Annotated in this window: 11 protein-coding genes, 4 tRNA genes and 2 pseudogenes; 12 read left to right on the top strand and 5 right to left on the bottom strand. The window is 58.2% G+C overall.

Annotated features, from left to right (window positions below; all coding sequences use genetic code 11):
- The first annotated feature begins 18 nt into the window (after positions 1-18).
- Complete coding sequence (locus QFW87_RS21265) at positions 19-813, top strand: iron-containing redox enzyme family protein (RefSeq protein ID WP_283181163.1); 795 nt, start codon at positions 19-21, stop codon at positions 811-813.
- 85 nt (positions 814-898) lie between these two features.
- Here QFW87_RS21265 and sugE read toward each other — a convergent pair whose 3' ends face one another.
- From sugE to rdgC, 3 genes and pseudogenes are all read right to left on the bottom strand, one after another.
- Entirely contained in the window at positions 899-1,213 is a 315-nt protein-coding gene (gene sugE, locus QFW87_RS21260; protein WP_283188793.1) for a quaternary ammonium compound efflux SMR transporter SugE, read from the bottom strand.
- 119 nt (positions 1,214-1,332) lie between these two features.
- Positions 1,333-2,020 (bottom strand): annotated as a pseudogene (locus QFW87_RS21255) (bile acid:sodium symporter family protein).
- Positions 2,021-2,166: 146 nt separating this feature from the next.
- Positions 2,167-3,087, bottom strand: a complete 921-nt coding sequence (gene rdgC / locus QFW87_RS21250; RefSeq protein WP_046056543.1) for a recombination-associated protein RdgC — start codon at positions 3,085-3,087, stop codon at positions 2,167-2,169.
- 160 nt (positions 3,088-3,247) lie between these two features.
- Between rdgC and QFW87_RS21245 the strand changes: the two genes are divergently transcribed.
- The 4 genes from QFW87_RS21245 to QFW87_RS21230 all read left to right on the top strand — a co-directional run bounded on the left by QFW87_RS21245 (position 3,248) and on the right by QFW87_RS21230 (position 3,790).
- A tRNA-Val gene (locus QFW87_RS21245) sits at positions 3,248-3,323 on the top strand.
- A 19-nt stretch (positions 3,324-3,342) separates the two neighbouring features.
- Positions 3,343-3,419 (top strand) — tRNA-Asp (locus QFW87_RS21240).
- A 199-nt stretch (positions 3,420-3,618) separates the two neighbouring features.
- A tRNA-Val gene (locus QFW87_RS21235) sits at positions 3,619-3,694 on the top strand.
- Positions 3,695-3,713: 19 nt separating this feature from the next.
- Positions 3,714-3,790: transfer RNA gene (locus QFW87_RS21230), tRNA-Asp, on the top strand.
- Positions 3,791-3,930: 140 nt separating this feature from the next.
- Here the strand turns inward: QFW87_RS21230 and QFW87_RS21225 are convergent.
- The gene (locus QFW87_RS21225; protein WP_283188792.1) at positions 3,931-5,064 is read right to left on the bottom strand and encodes a catalase family protein; all 1,134 of its coding nucleotides are present in this window, start codon (positions 5,062-5,064) and stop codon (positions 3,931-3,933) included.
- Positions 5,061-6,869 (bottom strand): di-heme-cytochrome C peroxidase, encoded by a 1,809-nt coding sequence (locus QFW87_RS21220; RefSeq protein WP_283188791.1) that lies wholly within the window; start codon positions 6,867-6,869, stop codon positions 5,061-5,063. Before QFW87_RS21220 ends, QFW87_RS21225 begins: the two co-directional genes overlap by 4 nt.
- 268 nt (positions 6,870-7,137) lie before the next feature.
- Between QFW87_RS21220 and QFW87_RS21215 the strand changes: the two genes are divergently transcribed.
- From QFW87_RS21215 to QFW87_RS21175, 7 genes and pseudogenes are all read left to right on the top strand, one after another.
- Positions 7,138-7,854 carry an FKBP-type peptidyl-prolyl cis-trans isomerase gene (locus QFW87_RS21215; protein ID WP_283181159.1) on the top strand — a complete coding sequence of 239 codons (717 nt, stop codon included), beginning with the start codon at positions 7,138-7,140 and terminating at the stop codon, positions 7,852-7,854.
- Positions 7,855-8,148: 294 nt separating this feature from the next.
- Positions 8,149-8,604: a YkvA family protein gene (locus QFW87_RS21210; RefSeq protein ID WP_283181158.1), complete on the top strand. Its 456-nt coding sequence runs from the start codon at positions 8,149-8,151 to the stop codon at positions 8,602-8,604.
- A 113-nt stretch (positions 8,605-8,717) separates the two neighbouring features.
- Positions 8,718-9,059, top strand: a complete 342-nt coding sequence (locus QFW87_RS21205) for a helix-turn-helix transcriptional regulator (protein WP_123369006.1) — start codon at positions 8,718-8,720, stop codon at positions 9,057-9,059.
- Positions 9,056-9,427 (top strand): hypothetical protein, encoded by a 372-nt coding sequence (locus tag QFW87_RS21200; RefSeq protein WP_003223109.1) that lies wholly within the window; start codon positions 9,056-9,058, stop codon positions 9,425-9,427. The genes QFW87_RS21205 and QFW87_RS21200 overlap by 4 nt, the downstream gene beginning before the upstream one ends.
- Positions 9,428-9,835: a sel1 repeat family protein gene (locus tag QFW87_RS21195; RefSeq protein WP_283181157.1), complete on the top strand. Its 408-nt coding sequence runs from the start codon at positions 9,428-9,430 to the stop codon at positions 9,833-9,835.
- Between the two features lie 237 nt (positions 9,836-10,072).
- Positions 10,073-14,737, top strand: a pseudogene (locus QFW87_RS29870) (RHS repeat protein).
- The gene (locus QFW87_RS21175) at positions 14,734-15,042 is read left to right on the top strand and encodes a contact-dependent growth inhibition system immunity protein (protein WP_283188789.1); all 309 of its coding nucleotides are present in this window, start codon (positions 14,734-14,736) and stop codon (positions 15,040-15,042) included. The pseudogene QFW87_RS29870 and the gene QFW87_RS21175 overlap by 4 nt, the downstream one beginning before the upstream one ends.
- Positions 15,043-15,346 lie beyond the last annotated feature (304 nt).

Below are 15,346 nucleotides of genomic sequence, written 5' to 3'. Positions count from 1 at the left end.
ATCAAAAGGAGCTCGACAGTGATCGACACATTCAACCGAACCGGACCACTCATGGACGCTGCAAGTTATCCCGCCTGGGCTCAACGCCTGATCCAGGATTGCAGCGAGAGCAAACATCGGGTTGTCGAACACGAACTGTATAAGCGTCTGCGTGATAACAAACTCAGTGCAAAGACCATGCGTCAGTACCTGATTGGTGGCTGGCCGGTAGTCGAACAGTTCGCGTTATATATGGCACAGAACCTGACCAAGACTCGCTTTGCCCGCCATCCAGGTGAAGACATGGCGCGTCGCTGGCTAATGCGTAACATACGCGTCGAATTGAACCATGCCGATTACTGGGTGCACTGGAGCCGTGCTCACGGTGTCAGCCTGGAAGATCTGCAAGCGCAACAAGTTGCTCCCGAACTTCACGCCTTGAGCCACTGGTGCTGGCACACCAGTTCGTCGGATTCGCTGATCGTTGCCATTGCCGCCACCAACTACGCCATTGAAGGTGCGACCGGGGAGTGGTCGGCGCTGGTCTGTTCCAGTGGCGTCTACGCGGCATCATTCCCCGAGGAAGATCGCAAGCGGGCCATGAAGTGGTTAAAAATGCATGCCCAGTACGACGATGCCCATCCGTGGGAAGCCTTGGAAATCATCTGCACGCTGGCAGGAATGAACCCAAGCAAATCCCTGCAAGTGGAATTGCGTCAGGCGGTCTGCAAGAGCTACGACTACATGTTCCTGTTCCTGGAACGCTGCATGCAACTTGAGCATGCGGGAAAGGCTTCTGTCGCGCGTGGACGCATGGAACTGGCCGAGAGCTGATCGGTTAATACACGCCATTGAAAAAGCCCGCTCCCCCTGTCTGTATCGAAAGGGGGGCGGGCTTTTTTGTAATGGCAGCAAACAGTCAGGCGCTGATCTTCAGCCCAATCAGCCCGGAAATGATCAGCGCCACACTGGCGAGCCTGAACAACGCCATGGATTCACCGAACAGAACGATCCCGGCAATTACCGTCCCGACCGCACCGACACCCGTCCAGATCGCGTAGGCCGTGCCCAGCGGCAATTCCTTCATGGCAAGGCCCAGCAAGCCAAGGCTGATGACCATGGCGGCAACGGTCAATGCGGTGGGGAGAGGGCGGCTGAAGCCATCGGTATATTTCAGGCCGACGGCCCAGCCAACTTCGAACAGGCCGGCGAAAAACAGAATGATCCAGGACATGAGAGACCTCCATCGATTGACGGGGTCGTCCCCAGATTAATGACTCGATCGAGCCGCGAGGTCGTCCTCGCGTTGTGCAATAGAGTGCCCATCATTAACCCGGGGATCAAGTTTGCGGATCAGTCGGTGGCTGGTTGAGCCGCCACCTCCCGATCTTCTTTCTCGCTCATCCGGCGGAAATACGTCGAGAGCAGCGCCCCGGAGATGTTGTGCCAGACGCTGAACAACGCACTCGGCACCGCCGCCAGCGGTGAGAAGTGCGCACTGGCCAGGGCCGCACCCAGCCCGGAGTTCTGCATGCCGACTTCCAGCGCCAGGGATTTACGCTGGGCCAGTGGCAACTTGAACAGCCTCCCGGTGAAGTAACCCAGTAGATAGCCGAGGCTGTTGTGCAGCATCACTACGGCCATGATCAGCAGGCCGGATTCGGCAATCTTCGCCTGGCTGGCGGCCACTACCGCTGTGACGATAATGACGATGCTCACCACCGAGATCAGCGGCAGAACCTCCACCGCGTGGCGAACCCGATCACCCAGCAGGCGCTGGGCAACCACGCCACACCGGGCATGATCACGAAATGCGCAACCACGCCCAGGGCCACGCGCCATGGATGGCGAGCGACTTCGGCGAAGTCTTCGAGTTTGAGGGTCAGGCCCATGCCGAACATCACCAGGCCCAACAGCGGCACGATCGCGCCTTTCAGGCCGATGAACCAGGTCGGCTGCAGGAACGCCACGACGGCGAAATCAGTACCCAGTAAGCGAAGGTGTTGCCGATAAAACGACTCAATTCAGCCAGTGCACGCATGGCCTGATCCTTGTTATCAAGTAACGCCATAAAACCAATGTGGGAGCGAGCCTGCTCGCGAAAGCGGTCTGTCATTCAACAATGATGCTGACTGATATGACGCCTTCGCGAGCAGGCTCGCTCCCACAGTGGGATATCACAAGCCTTTAGATCCCCTGCGGAGTCTCTTCGCCGCCCAACGCTTCAACCAGCGCCGGCAGGAAGTCGCCGAAGGTCAGCATCATCAGGGTGAAGCTGGCGTCCAGTTGGCCGAGGGCTTCTTCGCCACCGTCCTGTTCCGCCTGGTCTTGCAGCAGGTCTTCGAACTTCAGGCGCTTGACCACCATCTTGTCGTCAAGCACGAAAGACAGCTTGTCTTGCCAGGCCAGCGACAGCTGAGTGACCACTTTGCCGGTGCTCAGGTGCAGCTGGATTTCTTCGCTGGTCAGGTCCTGGCGCTTGCAACGCACGATGCCACCGTCTTCGTGGGTATCACGCAGCTCGCACTCGTCCAGCACGAAGAAATCGTCCGCGGCTTTCTGGGTGGTGACCCATTCAGTCATGGTCGCGGTCGGCGACATTTTCACGGTCAGCGGACGTACCGGCAAAGTGCCGATGACTTCACGCAGGGTGGACAACAGGTCTTCGGCACGTTTCGGGCTGGCCGAGTTGACCAGGATCAAGCCCTGTTTCGGCGCGATGGCAGCGAAAGTCGACGAACGACGAATAAAGGCGCGCGGCAGGAAGGCCTGGATGATTTCATCCTTGATCTGATCGCGTTCCTTTTTGTAGACCTTGCGCATTTGTTCGGCTTCGATCTCTTCGACCTTTTCCTTCACCGCGTCACGCACGACGCTGCCCGGCAGAATGCGTTCTTCTTTACGGGCGGCGATCAGCAGGAAGTCGCCACTGATGTGCGCCAGCGGAGCATCTTCGCCCTTGCCGAATGGCGCGACGAAACCGTAGGTGGTCAACTCCTGGCTTGCACATGGACGCGCCAGTTTGGTGGCCAGTGCGGTTTCCAACGCCTCGGCATCAAAAGGCAGATCTTGGGTCAGGCGATAGATAAGCAGGTTTTTGAACCACATGGGGCGAGTCTCTCCTTTATACAAAGGGGGGCATTATTCTCTTCGCGGCGCCATAGGCCAACCCTTCTCTAAGCCTTTGGAAGGCCTGAAAAAATTAATTAAAAAAGTGCTTGCCAGAGATGTGGTCGCTCCGTAGAATGCGCGCCACACCGAAAGTGAAGGGTGATTAGCTCAGCTGGGAGAGCGTCTGCCTTACAAGCAGAATGTCGGCGGTTCGATCCCGTCATCACCCACCATTCGCTTCCAGTGTTACGCGCAGCGGTAGTTCAGTCGGTTAGAATACCGGCCTGTCACGCCGGGGGTCGCGGGTTCGAGTCCCGTCCGCTGCGCCATATTCGGTTATCTGGAAAGCTGAACGCCAGGTCACCACGGAAAAACCCGCTTAACGCGGGTTTTTTTCTGTCCAAAGTTTGTAAGTTGTTCCTGCAGGTCGCGTCGTTTATGGGTTTTCAGATTTTTTTGAAAATTTATTCAATTAAATCAACACTTTATGAAAATCTGTGGCACAATGCGCCCCGCAACGAAGGTAAAGGGTGATTAGCTCAGCTGGGAGAGCGTCTGCCTTACAAGCAGAATGTCGGCGGTTCGATCCCGTCATCACCCACCACTTACTTTCAACGCTACGCGCAGCGGTAGTTCAGTCGGTTAGAATACCGGCCTGTCACGCCGGGGGTCGCGGGTTCGAGTCCCGTCCGCTGCGCCATATTCGGTCACCTGGAACGCTGAACGCCAGGTCACCACAGAAAGCCCGCTTAATGCGGGCTTTCTGCTGTCTGGGGTTTGGCTTCTGCCGAGGCTCCACCGAGAAAGCGACCTTCGGGTCGCTTTCTCGGTGGAGCCTTCTTATTGTTCGGCGTTGCGGCTGTGTCGGTAGTCGCTCACGGCTTCATACACGGCTTTGCGCAACCGGTTGATGCCGCCAATGGGGCGGTGAGCCTCAAGGCCAAACCACGGGTTGAACGACTGGTTATCGCATTGCACGTTCAGCGCAGGCGTATCGAAGTCCTGGGCGGGTACGTTGATCCTCGCCACGGTCTCGAACAGGGCATCGCTTTGCTGCCACTCAATACTCGTGTCTTCGATCGGCATGTACTTGGTCGGGTCCTGGCGCTGTATCTGCAGGACGAAGCAGGCCGGCATCCGGTCGGTTGACAGTTGCTGGTTCAGCGCATTGCGCAGGAAGTTCGGCAACTTCTGGTTTTGCGCTGGCAAGATATAGGTCGGGCAGCTTGTCGGATCGGGCATGACACGGAACTTGGCATTGGCTTCGCCGAATTTGTAGGGCGAAACCGAAAAATAAGTCGTCTGGGTCGGGCTTTCCGGGGCGGGTGAAAGTGTCGCCAGCGCGATAAACAGATGGCGAACCTGCCAGGTCCGTGGGTCCCAACCTGGAAAGAACGCCATCAGCTTCTTGCCGTCAGCCTGTGCAGCTACATTCTGACGGTACTCGGCGACATCGCTGACGAAGAAATTCGGATGGCTGAACATCACGAAGTCCTGTTCACCACGACTCTGTTGATCATGCAGCAGTTGTTTACCGGGCACATCGAGCAACTTGATTGCCATGCCTCGTGCATCGCGGATGCTGTCGAACTGCGGGTAGGCATTGCCGTTGGACAGCCGCATCGTCGCTTGCCAGGTTTTGCCGGGCTCGCTGAACACACCCTGACGCAGTTCACTCGTCAGATCCGGCAGCACCTGAATCTCGGCTTTCACACAGCCATGGGCCTTGGCATGGGCGTCGCGCAGGTAGCGGGTGCTTTCACGGTGCTGATCGACGATACGCACGGCCGTCTGGATGATGTCTTGGGTCATCGCTGATTCGCCATCCGGAATCAGTTCTTCTGCCGAAACCGGGACGCTGTGCTGCCAGGCAAACCAAGCAGTGGCCAGCGCCCAGCCGAGCAATCCAAGACCCAACGACCACAACAGGGTTTTGCCGAGAAAGGCGCCAAAGCGCATCCAGAGTCTACTCATGGCAATTGTGTCTCTAGCGGGCCGCCCAACACTTTCAGATACTCCAGCAGCGCCCAGCGCTCTTCTGGTTGCAGCAGGCGACCGATGACGCCGTTGCCGCGCTTGCCTGCCCGGAATTCGTGGCCGCTGTTGTGATTGCCGGTTATGCGTGTGTCGAACATAAAGCCATTGGTGAAGGCCTCGGTGCGATAACCCAGGTGCCTGGGGTCGTACTCGAAAGTGCCTTTGTAGAAGGTGCTTGCGCGTTCATCCTGGGGTGAGAGCAACTGATAAATGCTCGGCACAGAACCGTTATGCAGAAATGGTCCGGTGGCCCAGACTCCCGCCAATGGTCGCGCCTTGTAGGCGCGCAATTCGCGCACGCCAATCGGCAGGCCGAAGCCATCCATGTCCGGTCGTTCGGCCGCAGGAATGTTTGCTTCACGGAAGGCCCGGTTTCCGACGAAAGCGGTGACGTAGGCCAACCCTTTAGCCGATGAGAGCTTGCTCAAATCCAGCGATTCAGTGGGCGTCGGCTGCAATTGCACATCCAGTTGCGTCAGCTCTGCCGGGTCCCATTGCAAGGCTGTGAGGTCGAAGCGATGGTCGGCGATGTTATTGGCCGCGCCCGGGTCTGTGCCGATGAACTCCACGGGCAGCATTTTCAAATGTTGCACCCAGCGCCCGTCGCTCTGCACCGATCGAGGTACATGGCAGCCGGCGCAGTTCTCGGTGAATAATTCGCGACCTTTTGCTGCCTGGGTTTTGTCGATGGTGCCCAGCAGTTCCTCCGGCCAGGCTGGCGGTTTGAGCCGTTGCAGGGTTTGTTCGATCAGGTGCAGATCGCGCAAGCGGACACTGGACGGATAACGGGCGTCTCCTTTAAGCGGTTGGCCGTTAGCGTCGAAGAAATTCAGCGTCGCACCCACACCCAAGGCCTCACCGATGTTGCGGGCCATCGGTTGCTGCGCCGAACCGTTCCACTGCACCCAGTCGAAGGTCCACATGTCCCACAGTTGCGGATAGTCGACCGGGGCGTTGGCCACGCGGTAGTTGGCGGGGGAAATCGCATCGCCGAAACTGGCGTTGGCAATGCGCCCGAAAGCGTCGGTGCGGCCGGGGCCTTCTTCGGTGGGGTAGAGCCCGCGATGGGTGTCGTTCCAGGCCACCTTCAAGAAGATATCGAGAGAGACTTTGACGTCTTTGCGCAGTTGTTGATGCCGGGCATCGTAGTCCTGGCCCAATACGTTGCGTGCGAAACGTTCGAATTTCCACGGGTTGTAGTAAGTCGACGTCAGACTCGCTACCAGCGCTTGCCCGAAACTGCCGCCGCGCAACGTAGGAACGCTGGATGGCAGAACGTGCTGCGCCGAACCGCCATCGATGCGCACGGCCTGGCCGTTAAAACGCAGTTCGCCGGTGTGGCAGGCGGCGCAGGTGATGTCGAGGAACTCGTCCTGGCTTCCAGGGTTTTGATGACGGGCAAAACCCACGGGCAGATTGCCGGGGTTGTTCGGCGTGGGTTTCTGGCTGGGGTCGATCAGAAAACCGAAGCGGGCGAGGTATTCGGGAGCGGCGAATCGCTGTTGCGAGAGCGGTAATTCGAGGGCCTTGAACCAGTCATAGCGCAAGCCTTTGACCTGGGTGCCCTGGGGTGTGAAGTAGTAAGTCTCGCGGTCGGCGACGCTCCATTGCTCCAGGTAATGCACCTGCTGCACGGGTGACCAGGCCGGTAGTTTCGGGTTGGCGGCGTAGTACAGAACCACGGCGAGGCCCAGCCCCAGCAGGACTGCGAACAGAACCAGCAAGCGAAAGAGGAGGCGCAAGATAAACATCCTTGTCGATTTGAAGCTCCCTTATGCCTCAACACCTGAGGTGCGGCAAGTGGCCATTACGCCAGATGCTGGGGTTCTGCTATCGGTCTCTGTGAGCACAAGATGACAGAAGCTTCATCAGCCCATTCCCGAAATGCGTTAAAACACCTGAACTTATCAGAGGTTTCCTGCTCTCATGCCGGTAGCCATTGGTCGTGGCCGCCTGATAAGCTCGCGGCTTTATTCGATTGCCCTTTAGGCGCATGAACAAGGAAATAGCATGAAACAGCATCGGTTGGCGGCGGCGGTGGCCCTGGTTAGCCTGGTACTTGCGGGTTGTGATTCGCAGACCAGCGTAGAGCTGAAAACCCCGGCGCAAAAAGCTTCCTACGGGATTGGCCTGAACATGGGCAAGAGCCTGGCTCAGGAAGGCATGGATGATCTGGACTCCAAAGCCGTAGCCCAAGGCATCGAAGATGCCGTCGGCAAGAAAGAACAGAAGCTGAAGGATGACGAACTGGTCGAAGCCTTCGCAGCACTGCAAAAGCGTGCTGAAGAGCGTATGGCCAAAATGAGCGAAGAGTCGGCAGCTGCTGGCAAAAAATTCCTCGAAGACAACGCCAAGAAAGCCGGTGTAACCACCACCGCTTCGGGCCTGCAGTATGAAGTGGTCAAGAAAGCCGATGGCGCACAGCCTAAGCCGACCGACGTAGTGACCGTTCACTACACCGGCACCCTGACCAACGGCACCGTTTTCGACAGTTCCGTCGAGCGTGGCAGCCCGATCGATCTGCCGGTCAGCGGTGTGATTCCGGGTTGGGTCGAAGGCCTGCAACTGATGCACATTGGCGAGAAGTACAAACTGTACATCCCTAGCGAACTGGCTTACGGCGCCCAAAGCCCAAGCCCGGCGATTCCAGCCAACTCGGTGCTGGTATTCGACCTGGAACTGCTCGCAATCAAAGATCCAGCAAAACAAGACGCCGTTACCAAGTAATCAGCGTCTGCTCTAAAAACAACGCCTCGCTTATGCGGGGCGTTGTTGCATCTGGCGTTCAGCAAAGGTAAACAAAGCGAACGGATGCTGTAGGCTGGAGTCATAGCCATTGAGGACGCCCGTGCTAGCCGCGCCAGAGCGCCAAGTCAATGAAATCTTGGGTTTTTTTATGTGAGTAAAAAACGCCCGATCTGAGTGAGGCCCTTATGAAACGGGGCTTTCAGCCGTGAAAAGCAGCTCTGTTCACAAGGTTATCCACAATTTGTGTGGATAACATTTCAGTGGGAGGAAATGATGAAAACACCTTGGAATTTCGCACGTTTCCTGCCTCTGGCCGGACGCCTGCTCGCGCGTGGACGTTTGCCGACCTTGATCTTCGCGGTGGCCAGCAAAGGTGCCAGTCAGGGTAACCGGCTGGGCAAGCTCAAGGATGATCTACGCCTGTTGCAGGCACTCTGCCTGGCTTACTGGCGCGGTGAGTACCGGGCCATCAGCCCCAAAGCGTTGATATCGGTGGTGGCAGGCCTGATGTACTTCCTCAGTCCGCTGGATGCCATTCCGGACTTCATTCCAGTGTTCGGCATGCTCGATGACATCGCGGTGCTGGCTTGGCTGATGAAAGTTCTCGACGATGAGCTCAACGCCTTCCGCGCCTGGCGCAAGCGTCAGTTGCCGGAAAAGCTTGCGGTGGTCGAACGCCTGCCCGATACCCCGGAACAACTTCAACTTCAGGGACCAAAAAAAAACTGAACTAATTCAATCTCATCCACAGATTGATACCCCCGCGACCTTGGCCGCTGTTAGGATTACACTTCTAGGGAAAAGTGCCGACTCGCTAAGTGTTGTTGTCCTACGGGGTAGTCATGGATATTCAGATAATTACACGCGAAGGAGAGCCCGAGTATGCGGTTCTGCCATGGGCTCAGTATCAGGCTCTACTAAAAGCAGCAGGCATCAATGAACAACCGCCGCGTGTCGCCCCAGAGCGTCACGCGGCAACACCAGACCAGATTCTTCCGGGGCTGGATCAACTACGCAGTTTGCGCGAAGGGAAGGGCATCGCCATCGAGGCGCTGGCCCGCACGGTAGGCATCAGCCCGTCTTATCTGGCCTTGATCGAAAGTGGCGAGCGTCTACCCGACGCTGCGATTCGCCGCAGCCTGGCCTGGGAATTGACGGTGCCAGGGTGGAGGGATGAATCGTGAGCGTACGCATCAGTCGTCAACATTGGGACGGGTTGCTGGGCGAACTGGATCAGGCGCGCCGCCAGCGTCATCTTCTGACATACCGGGCGTTGCTTGAACGTTTGCAACTGCCCACACCGGCCATGCAAACCTTGACCGCCGCCCTTGAACATCTGGCCGCGCTGGACGCCAAGGCCGAGCAGCCACTGCGCAGTTCGCTGGTGATCAGCCAGGGCGCCAGTCGCCTGCCGCGTACCGGGTTCTTTGAGTGTGTCGAGCGTCTGGGGCGTTTCTCCGGGCCGTCCGATGGGGTGGCCGCAGCGTCCTGGCATGCCTCGGAAGTGGTGCGGGTGTTCGAATACGAGTACCCGGAATCGGCGGAGGCCTGAGTGTTTCTACGACTCAAGGCGAAGGCCAGTTACTGGCTGGCGCGTAGGCTGTTTCACTGGTCGTGGTTTGTGCGTCAGCCCCGTGGCTGGAGCTGGCTCGAAGGCCAGTTCGCACGCATGGCGAACCTGGGTGATGTTGGCGCCCAGAGCTTCTATGGCCACATCCTGACCTTTCGCGGCGTCGGCCTTGGCGCTCGCGAAGAGGGAGTGCGATTGTTGCGCCTGGCGGCGTTGGCAGGGGATGGCAAAGCGGCGTATCAGGTGGGCGTGATTAGTCTGGCGGGGACGCCGAGCAAGGCGCCGGATCCGAACGAAGCAGCTCGCTGGTGGGGTATGGCCGCGAAGGCCGGGCATCCACTGGCTGAGCTCAAATTGAAAGAGTTGGCGACCGGTCGCTCTTCGCAGTAATCCAATGATTGTCAGATAAACAAACGTGGCGTGAGGGAAACCTCCCGCCACGTTTGCGTTTCTGCCTGCTTGTCATTCGGTGATCGTTAATTAGGGATTAGTCCTACATCCATATCCTACTTCCCTGACTTCTTTCTTGATTGATCCCCCGCACAGTCTCGCGCGCCCATTTCTGCGCGAGGGATTGCTCATGTTTGACCCGATTTTTCACTCTACTTCATGCCGAATGGTGCGTTGATGGCGCACATCGCCAGCATCGAGCAGGAGCTCGACAGTTTTAAAGACACCCTGAGTGTGTATCGCCAACAACTCGGCGGCTTCCTGAGCAGGAATGCGGACAAGGTCAGCCGAGCTACGGACATGCCATCGCTGATGGGCATGGAGCGGCGGATCACACTGGGCAATACCAGCACGGCGGTGAGCAGTCGTGATGAGGACTTTTTCTCCAGTGTTGCGCAGTGTCCGAAGAGCGGGATTCTGGAGGTCGAGAGCAAGTTCGAGTCGGTCTATGACATTCCGTTGGGGAATATTCAGGTCGATGTGATTGCTAAAGATGGTGGTGAAAAGACGTCGGTCACGCTCGATGAACATGGCAAAGGAAAGTTTAAGGGCATTCCCGGCAAGTTCTACCGCGTTCATGTCCAGAATGAAGTCACCCCGAAACAAATCGATGATCTTTTCTCCTCTTACGACGGCCTGACCAAAGAGTTGGAAGGCTGGCTGCGCAGTGAGTGGGAAGGATTCAAACCGCAGTGGTCGCAGCAGTCGGCATCCGCTTCGTTGGCGGCGGTGGGCAATGGCATGCTCGCGGGAAGTTGGGCGGCGGTCGAGGCTGTTTGGGATGGCATCGGTGAACTCGCCGACATCCTGAAGAACCCCAAGGCCTTTGCCGAGAAGCTGGGTGAAAGTGCCGGGCAGCTTGCCGAACTGGCGGTTTCCGCCCCCGACCTGATGGAAAAAGCCATGTTGCTGGCCAGCGACGAGGCAGCGCTGTGTTTGCTGATGCGCACCGCAGTGCTATGGCTGGATGCATTGCCACCTTCGCAGCTGGCCGGGTCCTCGGCTGAAGCCATTTCCAAAGTCGTGGTTGGTCTGGTTATCGATTTGTTGATTGGCCTGGTGCTGAGCGTGGTCGGGGTCGGAATTGCCTGGCTCACGGTGCGCTTGATGAAGTACAGCGCACAGATTTATGAGGCCGCGATGGGCTTCGTGAAGTCGATGGTCACGATCATCAACAACTTCATGACCTACGTCGATCGCTACAAAACAGTCGCTGCGCGCGGCGTCGCAGCCGGTCTGAAACAGGGTCGGATGCAGTTGCGCTGGAATGGCCGCAAGAACACCACGCTGAAAAAAGACGAACACCACGACGACGTCCCGGATCAAGCGAAAAACCCCAACGGCGACAGCGCCGACTCCGTCGATAAAACCGCCACCAACAAATGCCCGGTGTCGATGGTCACCGGCGAAGAACTGCTGACCCTCACCGACGGTTCGCTGGACGGCATCCTGCCGTTCGACTTCACCCGTCTCTATCGCACCAGCGCCGCCGAAATCGACGGCGGCCTCGGTTTCGGCTGGAGTCACAGCCTCGCGCATCGACTGGAAATCGACGGCGACCACGTCATCTGGATCGACCACGAAAACCGTCGCGCCCCCTTCCCGCTGCCCAACCGCGAACGCCCGGCGATCCACAACAGCCTGTCGCGCGCGGCGATTTATCTCGGTGATCAACCCGAAGAACTGATCCTCGCCCAGGCGGGTGACGACACGCGGTTCTATCACTTTCAAAACGGCCGACTGACAACCATCAGCGACGCTTACGACAACCGCCTGCGCATCACCCGCGACCGACAAGACCGGATCAAACGCCTCGACAACGGCGCCGGCCGCGCCTTGCTGTTGCGCTATGACCGCAGCCATTTGGTCGCCGTCGACTACCAGCATTTTGTTCCGGCCCAGACCCTCGATGAGGCCTGGCGCACCGAGCAAACGCTGGTCAGCTATCGCTACGACGAGCGCGCTCAACTCATCGAAGCCACCAACGCCGCCAACGAAAGCGAGCGCTACGACTACGACGATCAGCACGTCATCCTGCAGCGCCAGCTGGCCGGTGGGGCGAGTTTCTTCTGGGCGTGGGAAAGGTCCGGCAAGGCGGCCCGATGCATCCGCCACTGGGCGTCGTTTTCGCAGATGGACGCGCGGTATGTCTGGGATGAGCAGGGCAGTGTCACCGTTCAGAACATCGACGGCAGCGAAGAAGTTTACGTCCATGACGACCGCGCGCGGCTGGTGCGCAAGGTCGAACTGGATGGTGGCGAACACCTCAAGGCCTACGACGATAAAGGTCGGTTGATTGCCGAGCAGGATCCGCTCGGCGCCGTCACCGAATACCGTTACGACGAAGTCGGACGGCTTATTGCGCTGATTCCGCCGGAAGACGAACCGACGGCCTAAGAGTACCGCAACGGTTTCCTGCACGCGCGGTACCGCGGTAAAGCGGTCTGGACTTATCAGCGCAATGCTCAGGGCGCTATCACCGAAGCGACCGATCCCGACGGCCATGTCAGCCACTATCACTACGACGACAAAGGTCAGCTGCTGTCGATCCGTTACCCGGACAACAGCCGGCATGTGTTCGTCTGGAGCGCCTTAGGGCAACTGCTCGAAGAGACCTTGCCGGACGGTGGCCAGCGGCGGTATTCCTACGATGCGATGGGGCGGCAGCTTACCCGTCAGGATGAACACGGCGCCGTCACCCAGTACCAATGGGATGCCGTCGGCCGATTGATCCTGACGACGCTGCCCACCGGTGCCAGCCGCGCGTTCAGCTACAACGCCTACGGCAAGATCACCGCCGAACGCGACGAACTGGGGCGTTTCACCCGTTACGAATACGTCGACGATCTGCACCTGGTCAGCCGCAGGATCAATCCCGACGGCACCCAGCTGAAGTATCGCTACGACAACGCGCAGCTGTTGCTCACCGAAATTGAAAACCAATCCGGCGAAAAATATCAGCTGGACTACACGGCCAACGGCCTGATCCGACAAGAAACAGGGTTCGACGGCCAGCGCACGGCGTACACCTACGACCTCAACGGCCAGTTGCTGGAGAAAACCGAGTTCGGCGAGGACGACTCGCAGCTGGTGACGGCTTATCAGCGGGACGCGGCAGGGCGGTTGCTGGTCAAAACCCTGCCCGACGGCATCAAGGTTCAATACCGCTACGACAGCCTCGGTCGCCTGATCAGCGTCGATGACGGCCACGACCATCCGCTGGAGTTCGAGTACGACCAGCAGGACCGCCTGATCACCGAACATCAAGGCTGGGGCACCTTGCGCTATGGCTACGACGCCTGCGGCCAGCTCAATCGCCTGCGCCTGCCGGACGGCAGCAAACTCGATTACCACCACGCCAAGGGCGGTGCGCTGACCGCCATCGACCTCAACGGTGCGCGACTCACCAGCCACCAATTCGCCTTCGGCCGCGAACAGCAACGCCAGCAAGGCCTGTTGCTCAGCGAATATGCCTACGACGATCAGGGACGCCTGAAGGCTCACGCCGTCAGCCAACAGCAACAAGCGCAGTACCGCCGCGACTATGCCTACAGCCCCAACGGCAATCTCGACAGCATCGCCGACACCCGTCACGGCCAGCGCAGCTACCAATACGACCCACTCAACCGCCTGACCCGCGTCCGCCACACCCGCGACGACCCACCGGAAAACTTCGCCCACGACCCGGCGGGCAACCTGCTGATGCAGGACCGCCCCGGCGCCGCGACCGTCAAAGGCAATCGCCTGCTCATGCAAGGCGATCGCCACTACGACTACGACGCCTTCGGCAACCTGATCCGCGAACGCCGCGGCACCGCGCAAAAACTCGTCACCGAGTACCGCTACGACTGCCAACACCGCTTGGTCGGCGTCACCACCCCGGACGGTCGTTGCTCAAGCTACCGCTACGACGCCTTCGGCCGCCGCATCGCCAAAACTGTCGACGGCCACACCACCGAGTTCTTCTGGCAGGGCGACAACCTCGTCGCCGAAAGCAGCCGCGAACATTACCGCAGCTACGTCTACGAACCGGGCAGCTTCCGCCCACTGGCCATGCTCGACGGCAAAGGCCCGCGCCAGGCATGCCCGTTTTACTACCAGCTCGATCACCTGGGTACGCCGCAGGAACTGACCGATTTTGGCGGCGAGATTGTTTGGTCGGCGAAATACAACGCCTACGGCAAGGTCACGCGCCTCGCGTTCGGTGGGGGAGAACAGCTCGATCAGCCGTTGCGGTTTCAGGGGCAATACTTCGATGCTGAGAGTGGTCTGCACTACAACCGGCATCGGTACTATGATCCAGAGGTTGGACGGTACCTGACGCCGGACCCGATCAAGTTGGCGGGTGGGCTGAACCAGTATCAGTACACGCCGAATCCGACGGGGTGGGTTGATCCGTTGGGGTTGGCTTGTAACCCGTGCCCTGGCGATATAGATGCCGATGGGCCGTATAGCGAAATTGTCCCTGGTGGGGGCTTGGCAACGCATGAAGCTCAGGGAGGGCATCTCATTAAGAAGCACGTGGGTAGAACGGATGTGCAGTTAGCGGAAAGATTAAAAGCTGAGCCAAACATTCCTGCTGCTTCAACGTTCCCTGATCGAGCCACTGCTGAGTCAGCTTCCGCTAGAGCATTGTATGCAAATAAAGTAAAAGTCGAAAAATTCCTTAATAGTAAGAAAGGGAAGACGACAATTACTCATGTATTTCCCTACCCGGTGGGGGTCAGCTTGCCGAACGGACGTACCGACTATGTGCCAGCATCGAAGGTATTGTTGGTATTGATTAAGGATGCTCGGCGGCCTGAGGGATACTTTTTATTAACAGGATTTCCAGAGATATGAGTAGAGAGTTTCCTGAGTTACACGATTTTTTTGGAGCGTATTTTCATCAAGATTGGACAGTCGAACATGATACGGCTGAGTTGGTGATTGATGCTTTTTTAGATGAATCCGACCCTGAGGATTTAATGGTGGTCCGGGCAGAGCTCAATGCACTGCTTGATCAGCGGAAAGACGAGGTTGAGTTGCGTGAGTACTTGTTGAAAGAGCTGAGCTGTTACTACTGCTACTGGAACGCGTGGGAATCAGGCGAGTCCTGGCTGCGGCATATTGCTATCAGATTAGCCTGTAAACTTGATCGTCCCTAAAGAGAAGTGACAGCGAAATTTATGGGCAAGGTCGTCGGAAGTTTCCTTCAAACCGCGGCGGCTTTCATGAACTGGTGTGAAATGTTTTCCATCGATAGTCTCTAGTGGTCACTGAAGATTCAGTGGTGGGGTGTAGGAACCCTTCAAGACTAGAGAGGACGCCTTGGCGTCGACACCTGAATTGCGGCCATCAACGTGCGTCCGTAAGATCAGTTGCGGCGGCTGTGCGCGGGCACGCTTCGGCGTGGTCGAGTTTGCTCTGGTCTCGATATTCCTACCCCGCGCATAGCTGCCACCCAAGCCT

Origin of the sequence: Pseudomonas sp. PMCC200344 (assembly GCF_030053095.1) — a bacterium.
GTDB lineage: Bacteria > Pseudomonadota > Gammaproteobacteria > Pseudomonadales > Pseudomonadaceae > Aquipseudomonas > Aquipseudomonas svalbardensis.
The sequence above is the reverse complement of the archived record's forward strand: the minus strand, read 5'-3'. Positions and strand labels throughout refer to the sequence as shown.